12 protein-coding genes and 3 rRNA genes are annotated in these 18,030 nt (G+C 56.4%); all 15 read right to left on the bottom strand.

Features of this window, described 5'->3' with window-relative positions:
* Positions 1 to 40 precede the first annotated feature (40 nt).
* On the bottom strand, positions 41 to 1,750 hold the full coding sequence (gene recN, locus CENDO_RS05440) for a DNA repair protein RecN (protein WP_136141128.1): 1,710 nt from the start codon (positions 1,748 to 1,750) through the stop codon (positions 41 to 43).
* Positions 1,751 to 1,759: 9 nt separating this feature from the next.
* Positions 1,760 to 2,665 (bottom strand): NAD kinase, encoded by a 906-nt coding sequence (locus CENDO_RS05435; RefSeq protein ID WP_136142159.1) that lies wholly within the window; start codon positions 2,663 to 2,665, stop codon positions 1,760 to 1,762.
* A 5-nt stretch (positions 2,666 to 2,670) separates the two neighbouring features.
* Positions 2,671 to 3,486 (bottom strand): TlyA family RNA methyltransferase, encoded by an 816-nt coding sequence (locus CENDO_RS05430; protein WP_136141127.1) that lies wholly within the window; start codon positions 3,484 to 3,486, stop codon positions 2,671 to 2,673.
* Positions 3,486 to 3,653: a hypothetical protein gene (locus CENDO_RS11160; RefSeq protein WP_168707176.1), complete on the bottom strand. Its 168-nt coding sequence runs from the start codon at positions 3,651 to 3,653 to the stop codon at positions 3,486 to 3,488. The genes CENDO_RS05430 and CENDO_RS11160 overlap by 1 nt, the downstream gene beginning before the upstream one ends.
* Positions 3,653 to 4,636 carry an HAD-IIA family hydrolase gene (locus CENDO_RS05425; protein WP_136141126.1) on the bottom strand — a complete coding sequence of 328 codons (984 nt, stop codon included), beginning with the start codon at positions 4,634 to 4,636 and terminating at the stop codon, positions 3,653 to 3,655. Before CENDO_RS05425 ends, CENDO_RS11160 begins: the two co-directional genes overlap by 1 nt.
* Before the next feature lie 17 nt (positions 4,637 to 4,653).
* Positions 4,654 to 5,760, bottom strand: coding sequence for a hypothetical protein (locus tag CENDO_RS05420; RefSeq protein WP_136141125.1), 1,107 nt, complete (start codon positions 5,758 to 5,760; stop codon positions 4,654 to 4,656).
* Between the two features lie 183 nt (positions 5,761 to 5,943).
* Positions 5,944 to 6,061 (bottom strand): 5S ribosomal RNA (rrf, locus tag CENDO_RS05415).
* A gap of 112 nt (positions 6,062 to 6,173) precedes the next feature.
* A 23S ribosomal RNA gene (locus tag CENDO_RS05410) occupies positions 6,174 to 9,243 on the bottom strand.
* 462 nt (positions 9,244 to 9,705) lie between these two features.
* Positions 9,706 to 11,227 (bottom strand): 16S ribosomal RNA (locus CENDO_RS05405).
* Together the 16S, 23S and 5S rRNA genes form the textbook arrangement of a ribosomal RNA operon.
* A gap of 652 nt (positions 11,228 to 11,879) precedes the next feature.
* Complete coding sequence (gene tyrS, locus CENDO_RS05400; RefSeq protein WP_136141124.1) at positions 11,880 to 13,151, bottom strand: tyrosine--tRNA ligase; 1,272 nt, start codon at positions 13,149 to 13,151, stop codon at positions 11,880 to 11,882.
* A gap of 69 nt (positions 13,152 to 13,220) precedes the next feature.
* Entirely contained in the window at positions 13,221 to 13,409 is a 189-nt protein-coding gene (locus CENDO_RS05395) for a Trm112 family protein (protein WP_136141123.1), read from the bottom strand.
* Positions 13,410 to 13,745: 336 nt separating this feature from the next.
* On the bottom strand, positions 13,746 to 15,176 hold the full coding sequence (argH, locus tag CENDO_RS05390; RefSeq protein WP_136141122.1) for an argininosuccinate lyase: 1,431 nt from the start codon (positions 15,174 to 15,176) through the stop codon (positions 13,746 to 13,748).
* Between the two features lie 3 nt (positions 15,177 to 15,179).
* Complete coding sequence (locus tag CENDO_RS05385) at positions 15,180 to 16,400, bottom strand: argininosuccinate synthase (RefSeq protein ID WP_136141121.1); 1,221 nt, start codon at positions 16,398 to 16,400, stop codon at positions 15,180 to 15,182.
* A 178-nt stretch (positions 16,401 to 16,578) separates the two neighbouring features.
* The gene (locus CENDO_RS05380) at positions 16,579 to 17,067 is read right to left on the bottom strand and encodes an arginine repressor (protein ID WP_136141120.1); all 489 of its coding nucleotides are present in this window, start codon (positions 17,065 to 17,067) and stop codon (positions 16,579 to 16,581) included.
* Positions 17,068 to 18,018: an ornithine carbamoyltransferase gene (argF, locus tag CENDO_RS05375; RefSeq protein ID WP_136141119.1), complete on the bottom strand. Its 951-nt coding sequence runs from the start codon at positions 18,016 to 18,018 to the stop codon at positions 17,068 to 17,070.
* Positions 18,019 to 18,030: the final 12 nt, after the last annotated feature.

Genomic DNA, 18,030 nt, shown 5'->3' with positions numbered 1-18,030 from the left:
AATGGTGAAGGCGCGCGGGTTTAAACCTTAACCTGAGGGTTTAGCGGAACTCCGCCACCTCTTTTTGCGCACGCTGGAATAGCTCTTGGGCGTGAGCCCTACCGGTTTCGGTATCATCCAAGCCCGCGAGCATGCGGGCCAACTCCTCGACGCGCTGCTCGTTGCTCAGGGTCAGCACGCCGGAGGTCACGGATTCATCGGTGACGTCCTTAGCTACATGCAAGTGGGTGTCTGCGTACGCCGCAACCTGCGGCAGGTGGGTGACCACAATTACCTGGTTGTGCGTCGCTAACCGCGCTAACCTGCGGCCAATCTCAACCGCCGCACGCCCGCCAACGCCCGCGTCCACCTCGTCAAAGACCAGCGTGGTATCCGATGAATTCGCCGACAGGATTACCTCCAGCCCAAGCATGACGCGGGAAAGCTCACCGCCGGATGCCGCCGACGCCAGGGGTTTGCCCGGAGCGCTGGCGTTGGGGGCAAGCAGCAATTCCACCTCGTCGGCGCCAGTCTTGGAGTACTTCGCAGAGCGCACCTCCACCTCAATGCGGGCCTTAGGCATTGCCAAGCCGTGCAGCTCCTCGGTAACCGCCTCGCCGAGCTTGGCTGCCGCGGCTTTGCGGGCCGCGGTGAGCTTTTCAGCGTGCCCCACCATGGTCTCCTCGGCGGCCATGACCCGCTTCTTTAACGCCTCAAGCGCTTCCGACGACGTGTCGATGCTAGCCAACCGCTGCTCAGCGTCGTTACGCCAGGCGATAACCTCATCGACGCTCGGTGCGTACTTTCGCGTCAATGACTTTAATTCCTGTTGGCGAAGCAAAGACGCCTCGAGCTGCGAAGCGTCCGCCGGGAACGTGTTCAAAAAAGATCCCAACTCGCTTGCGATATCGCCGAGCTGGGACGTGATTTCCCCGAGGCGTTGGCCGAGCGCGGCTAGCTCTGCGTCCTCACTGGAGCTCAGCGCCGCTTCGGCCTGCCCCAGTAACTCGGAGGCGGACTCCGCATCGAAGGCGCCGCCGCCACCCGCTGCCTCGGGCCCATCGATGGCGCTTAAAGCCGTGGTCGCCGCCGTGCTCAGCTCATCCACGTCCTGCAGGCGCTTGATTGTGCGTAGGAGCTCTTCGTCCTCGCCGGATTCGGGCGCGATGGAATCGATCTCATTGATGGCAAATTGCAGCCGGTCTACCTCTTGGGCCAGTTCCCTGCGGGATTGACTTCTAGTCTTGAAGTCTTTTACTAACGCTCGCCATTGCCTAAATGCCTCCGAATAGGTCTTAAGCAGCGGCGCGATTTTCTCATCGGATCGGTCGAGCGCCGCGAGCTGCTGGTCGGGAGCAAGTAGGCGCAGCTGATCATTTTGTCCATGGACGGTGATGATCTCTGTGGCGAACTCGCTCAACGTCGCGGCGGGAACCGAACGTCCTCCTAAATAAGCCTTAGAGCGTCCATTGGCGGAAACCGCACGAGTTGCGATGTATTCACCGTTTTCGTCCGCGTGTCCGCCGGCTTCCTCAACCAATGCCGCCACACGTGGGGAAGGCGTTGAAAAACGGCCCTCGACGAACGCCTTTTCCGCCCCCGAGCGCACCCTGGACGCGTCCGCACGCCCGCCCGCGAGGAGCCTTAACCCCGTGACAACCATGGTCTTGCCCGCACCGGTCTCACCGGTGAGAACGGTCAGCCCAGAGGAGAGCTCCGCCGAGGACGAGTGTATGACGCCTAGGTTTTCGATCGAAATATCAGTGAGCACGTATCAACTCTACCTTTGCGGCCCGCGCCAACCGTGGACCGGCAGGTGGAGCTTGGTGACAAGGCGGTCAGTAAACGGACGATCATCGAGGCGAACCCACCGCACGGGCTGCTTGCTTCGCATCACCTCAAGCCGCGAACCTGGCGGCATCGAGATCGTGCGGAATCCGTCCATGGCGATCACGGCTTCCGCTGTAGTGGACGCGGATTCCACCGCCACGGTGGACTTCGGCGAGACAACCAAGGGCTTGGTAAACAGCGCATGAGCGTTATTTGGAACGACGAGCATTGCGTCCAGTTCCGGCCACAACACGGGCCCGCCGGCGGAAAACGCGTACGCGGTTGAACCCGTGGGCGTGGAGATGATTATGCCATCGCATCCAAAGGCGGTCACCGGGCGAGCGTCTACCTCGAGTATGGCGTCCAGAACACCAGACCGGTTGGTGTTTTCGATGCTGACCTCATTAAGCGCCCAATTCGTTCCAAGCGTGTTTCCTTCCGAATCGATCACTTTGACCGTGATGGTCATGCGATCCTCAACGCGGTAATCACGGGCGATGACGCGTGAGATGACCTCATCGAAGCTTGAGGCTTCGCCTTCAGCTAGAAAGCCAACGTGGCCCAAGTTGATTCCCAACACAGGCACGTCTTCTTGGTAAGCCATGTCTGCGCCGCGCAGGAATGTCCCGTCGCCTCCAAGCACCAGGACCAAGTCGCAGCCGTGCGCTGCCTCGGGCCCATGCGCAACATGGTCCCAGCCGCTTAGATACGACTCATCGGCGCATACTCGGACCGCGATTCCGGCTTCGGAAAGCAGGCGGGCAGCTTTCTCGGTGGAGGCGATATTGTCTGGGCGGCCCGTGTGAGGAACCAGCAAGATGGTGCGCTGGCCGTCCTCAGTACGCGACTGGAACATGGTGCTCATTGTGGTCCTTCCTCAACCGCTTTGCGTATCATCGCTTCGAGTTCCGTATCCGATGGGTGCGTTGCGCCGCCATCTTTGACCAACCATAGGAAGTATTCAACGTTCCCGCTCGGCCCGGGCAGCGGTGAGGCGCTAACCCCTCGACAGGATAGACCAAGGGTTAGGCCGAAATTGGCGATATCCTGTGTGACCTCAGCCCGCAAAGCCGGCGAGCGCACCACGCCTCCCGAGCCTAGACGGTCCTTGCCCACCTCGAATTGCGGCTTGACCATTGGCAGGAGGAACCCGCCCTCTTTCACGCATTCGACGATGGCCGGCAGCACAAGTTTTAGCGAGATAAAGGATAGATCGCCCACCATCGCATCCACTTGGCCCCCGATGAGTTCGGTGGACAGGTGGCGTATGTTGGTGCGGTCATAAACCTCGACACGGTCATCGTTTTGCAGACGCCACAGCAGCTGACCATAGCCAACATCCACGGCGAGCACCCTCGCGGCTTGCTTGCTCAGCAAAACGTCTGTAAATCCACCAGTGGAGGCACCGGCATCCAAGACGCTTAAACCTTCAACTTCGACCGGAAAGGCTTCAAGGGCGCCAAGGAGCTTGTGGGCACCGCGGGATGCCCACTGTTGGTCCTCGCTTTCCTCAACCCTGATCGAAGCCTCCGGCTCGACAATGGTGGCAGGCTTTTTGGCATTGAAGCCCCCTACATATACGCGCCCATCCTTGATCATCTCTACGGCTTGCTCTCTGGAACGGGCGATCTTTCGCCGTACGAGTTCCGCGTCAAGCCTTCTGCGCTGTGGTGCCATTAATTCTCCTGCAGGGCATCACGAAGTACCTCGTGCGCCTTTTCTAGCTGTTCTACCTCTTCCGCCAAGCCATCCACGGGCTGCCCGAGGATCTCCGCGATGGCTGCATCGACCTGAGACGGGTTGGTGTGCAGCGCTCGAGGATCACGCGGGATGGGCCTAGACATTATTGCCAGGCTTTCGTTGCTTGCTCCGCTACATCCGAGCGCGGATGGATATAACGTGGCGGCTCAGGCATCGCCCACACCACTTCTAATACGGTGCGCAGAGCTTGGATCGGGGTAGCCCCTTCATCTCCTCGCTCCAGAAGGAGATCATAACCATCGATGCGGGCGGTGAATCCGCCTTGGGCTCCAGGACGCAACTGCTCGGAACTCAGGCTGAGATCAGACATGTTAGCCCCGATGTAATCGGGGCGCAGCCCTTGGGGTGCCTCGATAAGATCCATGGCGCCGCTGACGCCAGTGAGGACGTGGAAGGTATCCATGGCTGCCGCGTTGCCTCCCGCTATATCCGTATCCAGGCGATCTCCCACCGCGAGAGGCCTTTTCGACCCGATCAGCTCTGCCGCTTGTAAGAACATGGCGCATTCCGGCTTGCCAGCCGATATTGGGCGAACGCCGGTTGCGGAGGTAACCGCCGCCACGAGGGAGCCGTTACCTACGGCCAACCCCCGTTCCGTGGGCAGCGAGGTATCCAGGTTCGAGGCGATAAATTGGGCACCGTTTCGAATCGCTAGAGCGGCCTCTGTGAGCATCGCCCAATCAACGCTTGGGTCGAAGCCTTGGAGCACCGCTGCAGGATTATCCTCAGCGCTGGTGACCACCTCGAAGCCGGCGGCGCGGGCAAGTTCCCGGAAGGAATCCGCGCCGACGACTAGAACCTTTGCACCAGTCTTTAGCTTATCCGCCGCGAGCGTCACCGCCGCCTGCGCGGAAGTCAATACCTGCTGTGGGCTGGCATTCAGGCCGATGCCTTGGAGCTTTTCGGCCACGAGTTCGGGCGCTCGCGATGCATTATTCGTGATGTACATAGCCCCGAGGCCACAGGAATTAATCACGTCAACCGCGCTAGGGATTGCCCGGCCACCCTCCCAGACGGTGCCGTCAAGATCCAATAGCAGGGCATCATAATTTTCCAGCAAGCTCATTAATCAGTTCCCTTCGACTAGGAAGCGTTTAGTTCGTGGAGACGATCCTTGGCGTCGGTCCAGTCAGCCTCATCGATGGATACGGAGTGCTTGAACCACTCAATCGCCTCCTCCTTGCGGCCAGCTTCGGCAAGCGCATTGCCGTAAGCGTAAGCCAGGCGGCAAGCGCTAACCCCGCGCTCAGCCTTGTCCGGGCGGGCGCGTTGGATAGTGACAACCGCGGATTCAGGCTGGTCCATGTCAATGCGTGCGCCTGCTACAACGATGGCGAGCTCGATGCCGGTTTCGCGATCTAGATTTTGGGCTTCCGGGCTACGGCTTAATTCGATAGCCTTTTCCGGCCGGCCAAGACCGCGCTCGCAATCGGCCATAACCGCGATCATGCCTGGGCCTCCAGACATGCGGCGCGCGGCACGTAGCTCCGCTAGCGCCTCCTTCCATTCTCCCGCGCGATAAGCGGCAATGCCGCACAATTCCCTCGCAACGGACACGCGTCCCGCGCGGTCCTTGGCGGCGCGGGCATGACGCAGCGCTAGCTGCGGATCATCGTCCATCCACGTAGCGGCCATAATCATGTGTTTGGCTACGGCATCGGCATTCTCCTTGGACAGAACCTTTAGATCCTGGAGCACTAGTGGATCCAAATCCTCCGGGTTAATGTCAGCAGGAATATCCGGATCGGTCATGCGGCGGTTAAGACGCTCCTCGCGGAAGCCGGCACGCTGTGGAGAGATTTTCTTATCCCGCTGGCGTTCGTCCTTGCGGTGTCCACGGTTGTCACGGCGCTGATGGTTGCCGCGATCGCGGCGATTGTCGCCATTGTCAGAGCGCCGGTTAGTGCGGCGTTCATCGTTATTCCGATCGTACTCCCGTCGATCGTCGCGCCCGCCGCCACGGCGTCCCCCCTTCCGATCGTCGCGGTTGCCATACCCGCGTGCGTCGTCGCGGTCGCGATAATTGCGGTTGCGTTCTCCCCTGCCCTCACGACGCTCGCCGTCTCTGGAGTCCCGAGTATCCTTGCGCCGATCAAAACGGCGCCCGCCGCCACGACGATTATCGCTTCCGTGAGACTTCCCACCACGGCGGTCAGAATCGCGATTGCCGTTGTTGTATCGATCAGACATATAAAAGGTTTCTCTTTCTAGGCTTAAGTCGTAAGTGTAAGAAACTGGTCTCGCGCCATTCTATCTGCAATCGCAACGTTAAAAGGAAACGAATTAACAAGCAGGTAAAACGGCGATAAGGCCCTAGAGGATGCAATTATCCTCTAGAGCCTTATCATCCTCTATCTAGTTGTTTATGTTTGGTGTCGGCGGTAACTTACTCTCCCACAACCTCCCGGTTGCAGTACCATCAGCGCGGGCAGGCTTAGCTTCCGGGTTCGGAATGGGTCCGGGCGTTTCCCTGCCGCTATTGACCACCGACAAGTCACCGGGGCACATGTGTGTGTGCTGGCCTGGTGTTGTGTCAGATACTGCATAGTGGACGCGTGCACGGCGTGCGTGTGTTTCTTGTTTTGGTGTTTGTGTTGTCTTTTTGGTGTTTGTTTTGGTCTATTAGTACCAGTAGACTTCACATCTTGCGATGCTTCCATGTCTGGCCTATCAACCCCATAGTCTTTAGGGGACCTCGAATGAAACCTCATCTTAAAACAGGCTTCCCGCTTAGATGCTTTCAGCGGTTATCCCTTCCGTACGTAGCCAACCAGCGGTGCTCCTGGCGGAACAACTGGCACACTAGAGGTACGTCCGTCCCGGTCCTCTCGTACTAGGGACAGCCTTTTTCAAGTTTCAACGCGCGCGGCGGATAGAGACCGAACTGTCTCACGACGTTCTGAACCCAGCTCGCGTGCCGCTTTAATGGGCGAACAGCCCAACCCTTGGGACCTACTCCAGCCCCAGGATGCGACGAGCCGACATCGAGGTGCCAAACCATCCCGTCGATATGGACTCTTGGGGAAGATCAGCCTGTTATCCCCGGGGTACCTTTTATCCGTTGAGCGACACCACATCCACAAGTTGGTGCCGGATCACTAGTCCCGACTTTCGTCCCTGCTCGAGATGTCTCTCTCACAGTCAAGCTCCCTTGTGCACTTACACTCACCACCTGATTGCCAACCAGGCTGAGGGAACCTTTGGGCGCCTCCGTTACTTTTTGGGAGGCAACCGCCCCAGTTAAACTACCCACCAGGCACTGTCCCCAACCCAGATCATGGGCCAAGGTTAAGGTATCCAATCCGATCAGAGTGGTATTTCAACAACGACTCCGCCATCACTGGCGTGACGGTTTCATAGTCTCCCACCTATCCTACACAAACCGAACCGAATACCAATACCAAGCTATAGTGAAGGTCCCGGGGTCTTTTCGTCCTGCCGCGCGTAACGAGCATCTTTACTCGTAGTGCAATTTCACCGGGCCTGTGGTTGAGACAGCAGGGAAGTCGTTACGCCATTCGTGCAGGTCGGAACTTACCCGACAAGGAATTTCGCTACCTTAGGATGGTTATAGTTACCACCGCCGTTTACTGGGGCTTAAATTCTCAGCTTCGAAACCAAAGGTTTCTAACCGGTCCTCTTAACCTTCCAGCACCGGGCAGGCGTCAGTCCATATACATCAACTTAACGTCTTCGCATGGACCTGTGTTTTTGATAAACAGTCGCTTCCCTCTATTCTCTGCGACCACACAACGCTTTCAACCGCATGGGTTGTCACCTCGTGTGGTCCCCCTTCTCCCGAAGTTACGGGGGCATTTTGCCGAGTTCCTTAACCACAGTTCACCCGAACGCCTTAGTATTTTCAACCTGACTACCTGTGTCGGTTTGGGGTACGGGCCATAAACACACATCGCTAGAGGCTTTTCTCGACAGCATGGGATCACCAACTTCACCCTGTTTAGGGCTATGCGTCACGTCTGACCTACCAGGTGCGGATTTGCCTACACCATCGGCTACACGCTTACACCAACAATCCAATAAGTGGCTTGGCTACCCTCCTGTGTCACCCCATCGCTTGGACCACAGTTTAGGCCCCACGCACGCAGTAACCCACCTACTCAAAGAGTAAGGCGGGAAACATTGTGGGTGGTTAGTATCACTGCTTTACCATGGGCGCGTGTTTACGGGTACCAGAATATCAACTGGTTGTCCATCGACTACGCCTGTCGGCCTCGCCTTAGGTCCCGACTCACCCTGGGAAGACGAACTTGACCCAGGAACCCTTAGTCATCCGGCGGAACAGATTCTCACTGTTCAATTCGTTACTCATGCCTGCATTCTCACTCGTATACACTCCACGCCGCCTTACGGTAACGCTTCAACGCAGTACACGACGCTCCCCTACCCAATATAAAAATATTGCCGCGGCTTCGGCGGTGTGCTTGAGCCCCACTACATTGTCGGCGCGGAACCACTCGACCAGTGAGCTATTACGCACTCTTTCAAGGATGGCTGCTTCTAAGCCAACCTCCTGGCTGTCTTCGCGATCCCACATCCTTTTCCACTTAGCACACCCTTAGGGGCCTTAACCGGCGATCTGGGCTGTTTCCCTTTCGACTATGAAGCTTATCCCCCACAGTCTCACTGCCGTACACCACATTGCTGGCATTCGGAGTTTGGCTGACATTGCTAAGATTGTAGTCCCGCTCAATCAACCAGTAGCTCTACCTCCAACAAGCTAATACGACGCTGCACCTAAATGCATTTCGGGGAGAACCAGCTATCACGGAGTTTGATTGGCCTTTCACCCCTACCCACAGCTCATCCCCGCAGTTTTCAACCTACGTGGGTTCGCGCCTCCACGACGTCTTACCATCGCTTCACACTGGCCATGGGTAGATCACCCCGCTTCGGGTCCAGGACATGCCACTACATACACCCTTATTAGGATTCGGTTTCCCTACGGCTACCCCACACGGGTTAACCTCGCGACATGCCGCTGACTCGCAGGCTCATTCTTCAAAAGGCACGCCATCAACCACACTCACGGTCTCTGACGGATTGTAAGCACATGGTTTCAGGAACTATTTCACTCCCCTCCCGGGGTACTTTTCACCATTCCCTCACGGTACTATCCACTATCGGTCACGCTAAGTATTTAGGCTTACCGGGTGGTCCCGGCAGATTCACAGCAGATTCCACGAGCCCGCTGCTACTCGGGCAACTAGACAACCACACGATAATCACCTTCACCTACAGGGCTCTCACCTTCTCCGGCGGGTCATTCCAAACCACTTCAACTAACAATCATCCAATATGGCACCACATCAACAGCTGTGATACGCCTAGGCCCACAACACCGCATGCGCAACCCCTGTCAAGTATCACACACACACGGTTTAGCCTCATCCACGTTCGTTCGCCACTACTAGCAGAATCATTATTATTTTCTCTTCCTACGGGTACTGAGATGTTTCACTTCCCCGCGTTACCCCCACACAAGCTATGAATTCACTTGCAGGTACCTGCCCATAACGACAAGTAGGTTTCCCCATTCGGACATCCTCGGATCAACGCTTAATTGACAACTCCCCGAGGCTTAACGCAGCCTTTCACGTCCTTCATCGGCTTAGCATGCCAAGGCATCCACCATGCGCCCTTCATAACGAACACACAACGCACACCACACAACCCCTACACAAAAAGCGAAAGAAGACCATGTAATGCACGGTGAACTACACAAAACACAAAAAGAATAAAGAAATATACACTCACCACACCAACACACAACAATGCATCAGCGTGATGGATGCTCGCGTCCACTATACAGTTCTCACACAACACCCCCACCAACCATCAACCACACACAACACACACGTGCTATCTGCAGCATCACTCTAGCGGGGTTAAACCAGGAACAATAATGCCCCAGACACCCAACAATGCACCAACATACCCACAACAATCTTTTCCACAACACTTCATGCCGCATAACCATTGACATGTTCATCGTGTGGTGTGTCTCCACCCGATTAAAAAAATAAAGCGCACAGTAGAACACTCGCCTACTCAATACGCACCCACACATCACTGTGCGGGACCTGCAACTGCAGGCAAAAAATAAATGCTCCTTAGAAAGGAGGTGATCCAGCCGCACCTTCCGGTACGGCTACCTTGTTACGACTTCGTCCCAATCGCCGATCCCACCTTCGACAGCTCCCTAACGAGTTTGAGCCACTGGCTTCGGGTGTTACCAACTTTCATGACGTGACGGGCGGTGTGTACAAGGCCCGGGAACGTATTCACCGCAGCGTTGCTGATCTGCGATTACTAGCGACTCCGACTTCATGGGGTCGAGTTGCAGACCCCAATCCGAACTAAGGCCGGCTTTCAGCGATTAGCTCCACCTCACGATGTCGCAACGCGTTGTACCGACCATTGTAGCATGTGTGAAGCCCTGGACATAAGGGGCATGATGATTTGACGTCATCCCCACCTTCCTCCGAGTTAACCCCGGCAGTCTCTCATGAGTCCCCACCATAACGTGCTGGCAACATAAGACAAGGGTTGCGCTCGTTGCGGGACTTAACCCAACATCTCACGACACGAGCTGACGACAACCATGCACCACCTGTATACAGACCACAAGGGAAGATACATCTCTGCACCAGTCCTGTATATGTCAAGCCCAGGTAAGGTTCTTCGCGTTGCATCGAATTAATCCACATGCTCCGCCGCTTGTGCGGGCCCCCGTCAATTCCTTTGAGTTTTAGCCTTGCGGCCGTACTCCCCAGGCGGGGCGCTTAATGCGTTAGCTACGGCACAGAAGACGTGGAAGCCCCCTACACCTAGCGCCCACCGTTTACGGCATGGACTACCAGGGTATCTAATCCTGTTCGCTACCCATGCTTTCGCTCCTCAGCGTCAGTTACTGCCCAGAGACCTGCCTTCGCCATCGGTGTTCCTCCTGATATCTGCGCATTTCACCGCTACACCAGGAATTCCAGTCTCCCCTACAGCACTCAAGTTATGCCCGTATCGCCTGCACGCCCGGAGTTAAGCCCCGGAATTTCACAGACGACGCGACAAACCACCTACGAGCTCTTTACGCCCAGTAATTCCGGACAACGCTCGCACCCTACGTATTACCGCGGCTGCTGGCACGTAGTTAGCCGGTGCTTCTTATCCAGGTACCGTCACATAACGCTTCGTCCCTGGCGAAAGGAGTTTACAACCCGAAGGCCGTCATCCCCCACGCGGCGTCGCTGCATCAGGCTTCCGCCCATTGTGCAATATTCCCCACTGCTGCCTCCCGTAGGAGTCTGGGCCGTATCTCAGTCCCAATGTGGCCGTACACCCTCTCAGGCCGGCTACCCGTCGACGCCTTGGTAGGCCATTACCCCACCAACAAGCTGATAGGCCGCGGGCTCATCCCTAACCGAAAAAACTTTCCACCACACACACTAAAGCATGGTCCTATCCGGTATTAGACCCAGTTTCCCAAGCTTATCCCGAAGTTAGGGGCAGATCACCCACGTGTTACTCACCCGTTCGCCACTCGAGTACCTCTAGCAAGCTAGAAGCCTTTCCGTTCGACTTGCATGTGTTAAGCACGCCGCCAGCGTTCGTCCTGAGCCAGGATCAAACTCTCCACAAAAATCTCTATAAGAAAAATAAAGACTAAAGGCCGTGAAAAGCCCAATACCTAACAAAAAATAAAGACAAACTTATTCAACAAGCTCACGCTCATTGAAAAGCTGACCAAAATTACTATAACTAAAGAAAAATCAACCAAACCCCCTACCCGACGGGGTCACAGCAGGCTTGGCCGTGCAATCGAAGATTGCAGCGATTCATCCAAGTGATAGCCGATAAACAATATTCATTATTTACAGTGACGCACATATCGAAACACGCCACCCGGCACACACCAACCAACCAGACCACACAAGCCCAGCCAGCACAAACAAACCAACCACAACACAAACCATTGCAGAAAAAATTAAGTACATTGGCACACTATTGAGTTCTCAAACATCATTGGCACAAGGCTTCGAAGCATTGTTATTCTGAAGCTTCTCCGCGCTTGACAGCTGGAATATTCATCTTACATTAACTTTTTGAAAAGTCAATTTCGAACTTTTCCAGCCCCGCTTGTTTGTCTTTTTGTTGACTCCCTCGCGGCTGCCTGGATTAAGTTACACCTCTACCGAAACACTTACAAATCGCCAGCTCATGTAGCAAAAATCCCGTCACGCTTACGGCATAGCTTGTGCCGAATGACGTGACGGGATTCGTAGAGCCGGTTGTTAAATAAATTTCGCGCCGGCGAAGTTCTTCTTACCTCGACGAAGAACTATCCAGGACCCATGGAGGAGATCTTCCGTCCCTGGTTGCCATTCCTCTGTCTCGATTCGCTTGTTGTTGGCATACGCACCGCCTTCCTTAATCGTGCGGCGGGCGGCGCCCTTCGAAGCAGCCAGACCCGTAGCTACCAGCAAGTCGACGATCGTGCGAGGGGCGTCGCCAGTAATTTCGGCGACGGTAGTCTCAGCCAGTGCACCGGCGAGCGTCGTTTCGTCGAGTTCTTCCAGCTCTGCGCGGCCGAACAAAGCTTGCGCTGCAAGCTCCACTGACCTAGTGGCCTCTTCCCCGTGCACCAGGGTGGTCAGCTCCTGAGCGAGGCGACGCTGTGCCGCCCGCTTGAAGGGTTCTTCCTTGACGGCCTGTTCGTATTCGGCAATCTCCTCCTGAGTGAGGAAAGTAAACCAACGCAAGTAGTCAATGACAACGCTATCCCCCGCGTTGAGGAAGTACTGGTACCACGAGTAAGCGGAAGTCTTTTCGGGATCCAACCATAGTTTTCCTCCACCGGTGGACTTACCGAACTTCTGCCCGGATGCGTCGGTTACCAGCGGAACGGTGAGACCGTGTACCTTCGCGCCATTTACTCGGCGATTCAGGTCAACGCCCGAAACGATGTTGCCCCATTGATCCCCGCCGCCGATCTGCAGTACGCAGTCAAAGTCATTATGGAGCTGCACATAGTCGTTTGCCTGAAGCAGCATGTAGGAAAACTCGGTGTAGGAGATTCCGTCAGATTCGAGGCGGCGTTTTACGGTGTCGCGGTCAAGCATGGTGTTGAGGGAGAAGTTCTTTCCCACATCACGCAGAAAGTCAATCACCGAGATTTTCATGGTCCAATCTGCGTTATTGACCATCACGGCGTCATTGTTGCCCGCGCCCTCAAAGTCGACAAACTTCCGAAGTTGCTTTTTAATCGACTCAAGATTGTGCTGCAGTACCTCCTGGGTCAGCATGGAACGCTCACCAACGTCGCGGGGGTCCCCGATAAACCCGGTGGCGCCGCCGGCTAGGGTCAGGGGTCGGTGCCCAAACTGCTGGAAACGGCGCAGCATAATAAGCGGGACCAAGTGGCCAGCGTGCAAGGAATCACCGGTCGGGTCAAAACCGCAGTACAGCGTGATCGGCTGCTGGCACTCTTCGCGAAGCGCCTCCAGGTCAGTGGACTGGTTAATCAAGCCACGCCACGATAGCTCATCGATGATGTTCGAAGTCATGTTAATCCTTTGATGTAAAAACAGGTGAGATGAGTGTTTTGTATATGCCTACGAAGCAGCAATCGCCGCTTATTCCCCACTATCTTTGGGCGGCCACAGATACGCCTCGCCTTCAAGCATTACGGGAATACCATCCTCAATGGGATAGGCGATACCCAGCCGCTCGTTAACCAAAACATTCTCGCCTTCGAGATACTCCAATGGTCCCTTGTCCTGCGGGCAAACGAGTATTTCTAGCAGCTGCGGATCTAGACTCATGGTGCAAAATACTACCCCATCGCACCATCACTGTCGCACATTGGGCCTCGGCAGTCGGGAGGCCTATCAAAAATCTAAAGCTGCGTACCGTTCCTAGGCATTAAACGCTATCGATCGGTAAGCGAAATACGCTGATACCCCTTAGTATCTGGACGCTATCCGCCTCACTCAAAGCCCCACGTTTTGCCTACTACCGCACTTGCAAATCCGATATATCTGCAGGCTTTGGAATGAAACATAGTCCGGCAAATGTAAAAGAACTCCCAATTAGGGACTAGAACCTCCCGTTTCGGGAAGGCAAAGTAGTCTAATTGGGAGTTTTAGTTTAGTAAGGGTCTAGAACAAGCGGTGGTGCCCCCACTCGTTGTATTCGCGAGAGAGTTCAACGACCCTAGCGAGCTGTTCCTGAACCCGCACGCCTGCGGTGCCGCCCTTGGTGGCGCGGGAGGCTACCGCGCCGTCGATGGTAAGCACGTCGCGGACGGCTGGCGTCAAGCGAGAATCGACGCTGGCCAGTTCCTCGTCGGTGAGGTCTACGAGGTCCACGCCGCGGCCCTCGGCAATGCGAACGCAGGCCCCCGAGGCCTCATGCGCCTCGCGGAAAGGAACTCCTTCGCGGACCATCCACTCGGCCAGGTCGGTGGCCAAGGTGTAACCCTGCGGAGCTAACTCACGCATGCGTTCCTCATTAAACGTCAGTGTCGAGACGAGCCCCGTCATTGCAGGCAGGAGCAGGTTGAGCTGCGCAACTGAATCGACGATGGGCTCTTTGTCTTCCTGCAGATCGCGGTTGTAAGCCAGCGGCTGGGCTTTAAGCGTAGCCAACAAGCCGGCAAGGTTTCCGATAAGGCGTCCGGTCTTGCCACGGGTGAGCTCAGCAACGTCAGGATTCTTCTTCTGCGGCATGATGGAGGACCCCGTAGACCAAGCGTCATGGAGAATGACGTAGCCAAACTCTGGGGTGGACCATGCGATGATCTCCTCCGCAAGGCGTGACATGTCAACCGCAATCTGCGCCAGGACGAAGGCCGTCTCGGAGGCGAAGTCGCGGCTGGAGGTGCCGTCGAGGGAGTTTTCCACGGCAGAATCGAATCCAAGTTCCTCGGCAATAGCCTCGGGATCCAGCTGGAGTGAGGAACCAGCCAAGGCGCCGGAACCGTACGGGCTTACCGCTAAGCGCTTATCCAAGTCCTTGAGGCGATCCACATCGCGCAACAGTGGCTGTGCATGGGCGAGGAGGGAGTGCGCGAGCAGAATTGGCTGGGCCGCCTGGAAATGGGTCTTTCCCGGCATGATTGCGTCCGGATGCTCCTTCGCCTTGGAGGCGAGAGCATCGACCAACTCGGTAACCTGGATGGCCACGTCTCGCACCGCGTCGCGCACCCACATGCGAAACAGGGTGGCAACTTGATCGTTACGGGAACGACCAGCGCGAAGGCGGCCGCCGACCTCTGGGCCGACGATATCGATTAAGCCGCGTTCCATCGCCCCATGAACGTCTTCGTCGGAAGGCAATGGGCGAAATTCGCCCGAGGCTACCTTCTCCCCCAACTCGTCCAAGCCGGAGAGCATGGTGGAAAGGTCCGCGTCGGACAGCAATCCAGCCTTGTGCAGCACCTTGGCGTGGGCCTTGGATGCTAGGACGTCATAGGGCGCAAGCACCCAGTCAAAGTGCGTGGAGACACTTAGAGCGAACATCGCCTCAGAAGGGCCGCCGGAGAAGCGGCCGCCCCACAGGGCTCCCTCATTGGTTTTGTGCTGCTGCATAATCTACTTCTCAGCTCCGGTTGGGAAGCCACCGTCGCGGCCGCGCTGGTTAGAAATCTGCGCAGACAGGCCGTGAAGCTGGACAAAGCCCTTGGCGGAGGTCTGGTCGAAGGTATCGCCAGTGTCGTAGGTGGCAAGGTTGAAATCGTACAGGGATTCGGAGGAACGGCGGCCATTAACTGTGACCTGACCCGCATGCAGCACGACGCGGATATCGCCAGTGACGTGCTCCTGGGTGGAGGCGATGAACGCGTCCAGCGAGTTCTTCAGCGGGCCGTACCAGAGACCGTCGTAGACCTCCTCTGACCAGCGAGCGTCGATAAGGCGCTTGTAACGGGCCAGCTCGCGCTCGACGGTGACGTCCTCGAGTGCCTCATGCGCCTTGATAAGCGTCACAGCACCGGGCGCCTCGTACACCTCGCGGGACTTGATGCCCACGAGGCGGTCCTCGACCATGTCGAGTCGACCGATGCCCTGCGCACCGGCACGGCGGTTAAGTTCCTCGATGGCCTGAAGGACCGTAACTTGCTTGCCATCGATCGCCACCGGCTTGCCCTTCTCGAAGGAGATGACCACCTCATCCGGCGCATTACCCAGCGCAGGATCCTCGGTGTAGGCGTAGAGGTCCTTTGTGGGCGGGTTCCACAGATCCTCTAGGAATCCGGTCTCAACCGCACGGCCCCATACGTTTTGGTCAATCGAAAATGGTGAGGATGCTGACTGCTCAATAGGCAGGTTGATCTCCTCCGCGAAGGCAATGGCCTTGTCGCGGGTCCACGCATAATCACGAGCTGGGGCGATAATCTCCAGCGATGGGTCCAAGGCGCGGAAGGACACCTCGAAACGCACCTGGTCGTTGCCCTTACCGGTGCAACCATGGGACACGTGCGTACCACCATGCTCTTGGGCCGCTTTAACGAGGTGCTTAGTGATGAGCGGGCGTGAGATTGCGGATACCAGCGGGTACTGCTTCATGTACATGCCATTGGCCTGAATGGTTGGCAGGCAGTACTCCTCAGCGAACTCATCCTTGGCGTCGATGACAATAGACTCAACGGCGCCGCAGTCCAATGCGCGCTGGCGTACGGACTCCATGTCCTCGCCGCCCTGACCAAGGTCGAGGGAGACGGCAACAACATCGCCGCCGGTCATTTTGGCGAGGTAAGGAATGGCGACGGAGGTATCAAGTCCGCCGGAGTAAGCAAGCACAACGCGTGCGGTCATCAGAATGTTCTCCTTGTGGAATGGACGTTACGCGGAGGAACAACTCCACGAAAAATATACATTAGCTATCATAATATACATCACATGCAAAGCACAACACCTATGCATGGAATGGACGGATAGCCTCGCGCTACTATTTTATAACCGGAATCGGATATATGCGGTTGGGCGTGAGTCGCTACTTACCCGCCTCGCGGCCGGTAAGACGCTCGGCCAGCTCTCTGCCCTGAAGCGGTTCGCGTGCCAGGACGAATATGGTGTCATCGCCTGCGATGCAGCCCACTACATCCGGCAAGCCGACCCGATCGATAAAGCTGGCCAGGTACTGGGCTGCACCCGCTGGCGTGCGCAGCATGGCGATATTGCCGGAATGATCGGACGAGACAACCAACTCATCAATCATCCGGCGAAGCTTCTCCCGGGGGCCGTTGACCTGATCATCGAAATGCTCCAGGTCATCGCCCACTACATAGAACGAACGTCCACCGTCGCGCTTGACCTTTTTCGCCCCTAGCTCATCCAGATCGCGAGAGAGCGTTGCCTGAGTGATGTCAATCCCCTCATCAAGCAGCAAATCCGATAGCTGAACCTGACTAGTGACACGAGTCTTGTCCAAAATTTCGAGAATTTTGGCCTGGCGCGCATTTCGAGTGCTCGGAACGGTCATCTAATTGGCCCTTTCTTGTCCTTCCAACAGCCACACCAGTAAGGCTTTCTGAGCGTGAAGGCGGTTTTCCGCTTCATCAAATACCCGGGACTGAGGTCCGTCAATAACCTCGGTGGTCACTTCATTGCCGCGATATGCCGGCAGGCAGTGCAAGAAAATGGCATCCTTAACTGCCCGAGCCATAAGTTCCTGATTGACTTGGTAAGCAAGAAACGGCGTGCGGCGATCCTTGCCGTCATTTTCCTGTCCCATGGAAACCCATGTGTCTGTGATGATGACATCGGCCCCGGCAGCCTCCGCCGGGTCGCTGGACACAGTAACCGAAGCTCCTGTTTCTTGCGCTCGAGTACGCGCACGGTCAATGAACTTTTGCTCGGGCAAGAAGCCCTCGGGTCCGATTACCGTTATATCCATACCTGCGGTCGCAAAGCCAATCAGATACGAATTGGCCATATTGTTGGCGGCATCACCCAAGTAGACAGCCTTCTTCCCCCTGAGCGCTTCCACCCCACCAAACTCCTCGGCACAGGTTTGAAGGTCGGCGAGAATCTGGCATGGATGCAAATCGTCTGACAAGGCATTAACAATTGGAACCGTGGCGGTCTCAGCCATGTCTACGAGGTTTTGGTGCGCGTAGGTTCGCCATACAATCGCTTCAGTCATGCGGGATAAAACCGCCCCGGTGTCCTGGTAGGTCTCCCCCTTACCCATCTGCGATGCACCAGAATCAACCACGATCGCATTGCCACCCATATGGGCGATAGCGGCGGCGAAGGAGAACCGGGTCCGGGTCGATGTTTTATCGAAGAGGACCGCCACTGACTTGCCGCCCTCAAGCGGCCGTGCCGAAAGCGGTTCTTTCTTCAGTTGAATAGCCAGGTTAAGGATTTCGGCCTGCTCAGCTGGCGTCACGTCATCATCGGCTAAAAAGTGCCGCAATGTGTTAGTCATGGTTTCCAATCA

The sequence above is a fragment of the Corynebacterium endometrii genome (assembly GCF_004795735.1).
Lineage (GTDB): Bacteria > Actinomycetota > Actinomycetes > Mycobacteriales > Mycobacteriaceae > Corynebacterium > Corynebacterium endometrii.
The sequence above is the reverse complement of the archived record's forward strand: the minus strand, read 5'-3'. Positions and strand labels throughout refer to the sequence as shown.

Coding starts and splice junctions, on each gene's coding strand:
- CENDO_RS05435 (WP_136142159.1), bottom strand. CDS start 2,665: ATGTTCCAGTCGCGTACTGAGGACGGCCAGCGCACCATCTTGCTGGTT.
- CENDO_RS05430 (WP_136141127.1), bottom strand. CDS start 3,486: ATGGCACCACAGCGCAGAAGGCTTGACGCGGAACTCGTACGGCGAAAG.
- CENDO_RS11160 (WP_168707176.1), bottom strand. CDS start 3,653: ATGTCTAGGCCCATCCCGCGTGATCCTCGAGCGCTGCACACCAACCCG.
- CENDO_RS05425 (WP_136141126.1), bottom strand. CDS start 4,636: ATGAGCTTGCTGGAAAATTATGATGCCCTGCTATTGGATCTTGACGGC.
- CENDO_RS05420 (WP_136141125.1), bottom strand. CDS start 5,760: ATGTCTGATCGATACAACAACGGCAATCGCGATTCTGACCGCCGTGGT.
- tyrS (WP_136141124.1), bottom strand. CDS start 13,151: ATGACTTCGAACATCATCGATGAGCTATCGTGGCGTGGCTTGATTAAC.
- CENDO_RS05395 (WP_136141123.1), bottom strand. CDS start 13,409: ATGAGTCTAGATCCGCAGCTGCTAGAAATACTCGTTTGCCCGCAGGAC.
- argH (WP_136141122.1), bottom strand. CDS start 15,176: ATGCAGCAGCACAAAACCAATGAGGGAGCCCTGTGGGGCGGCCGCTTC.
- CENDO_RS05385 (WP_136141121.1), bottom strand. CDS start 16,400: ATGACCGCACGCGTTGTGCTTGCTTACTCCGGCGGACTTGATACCTCC.
- CENDO_RS05380 (WP_136141120.1), bottom strand. CDS start 17,067: ATGACCGTTCCGAGCACTCGAAATGCGCGCCAGGCCAAAATTCTCGAA.
- argF (WP_136141119.1), bottom strand. CDS start 18,018: ATGACTAACACATTGCGGCACTTTTTAGCCGATGATGACGTGACGCCA.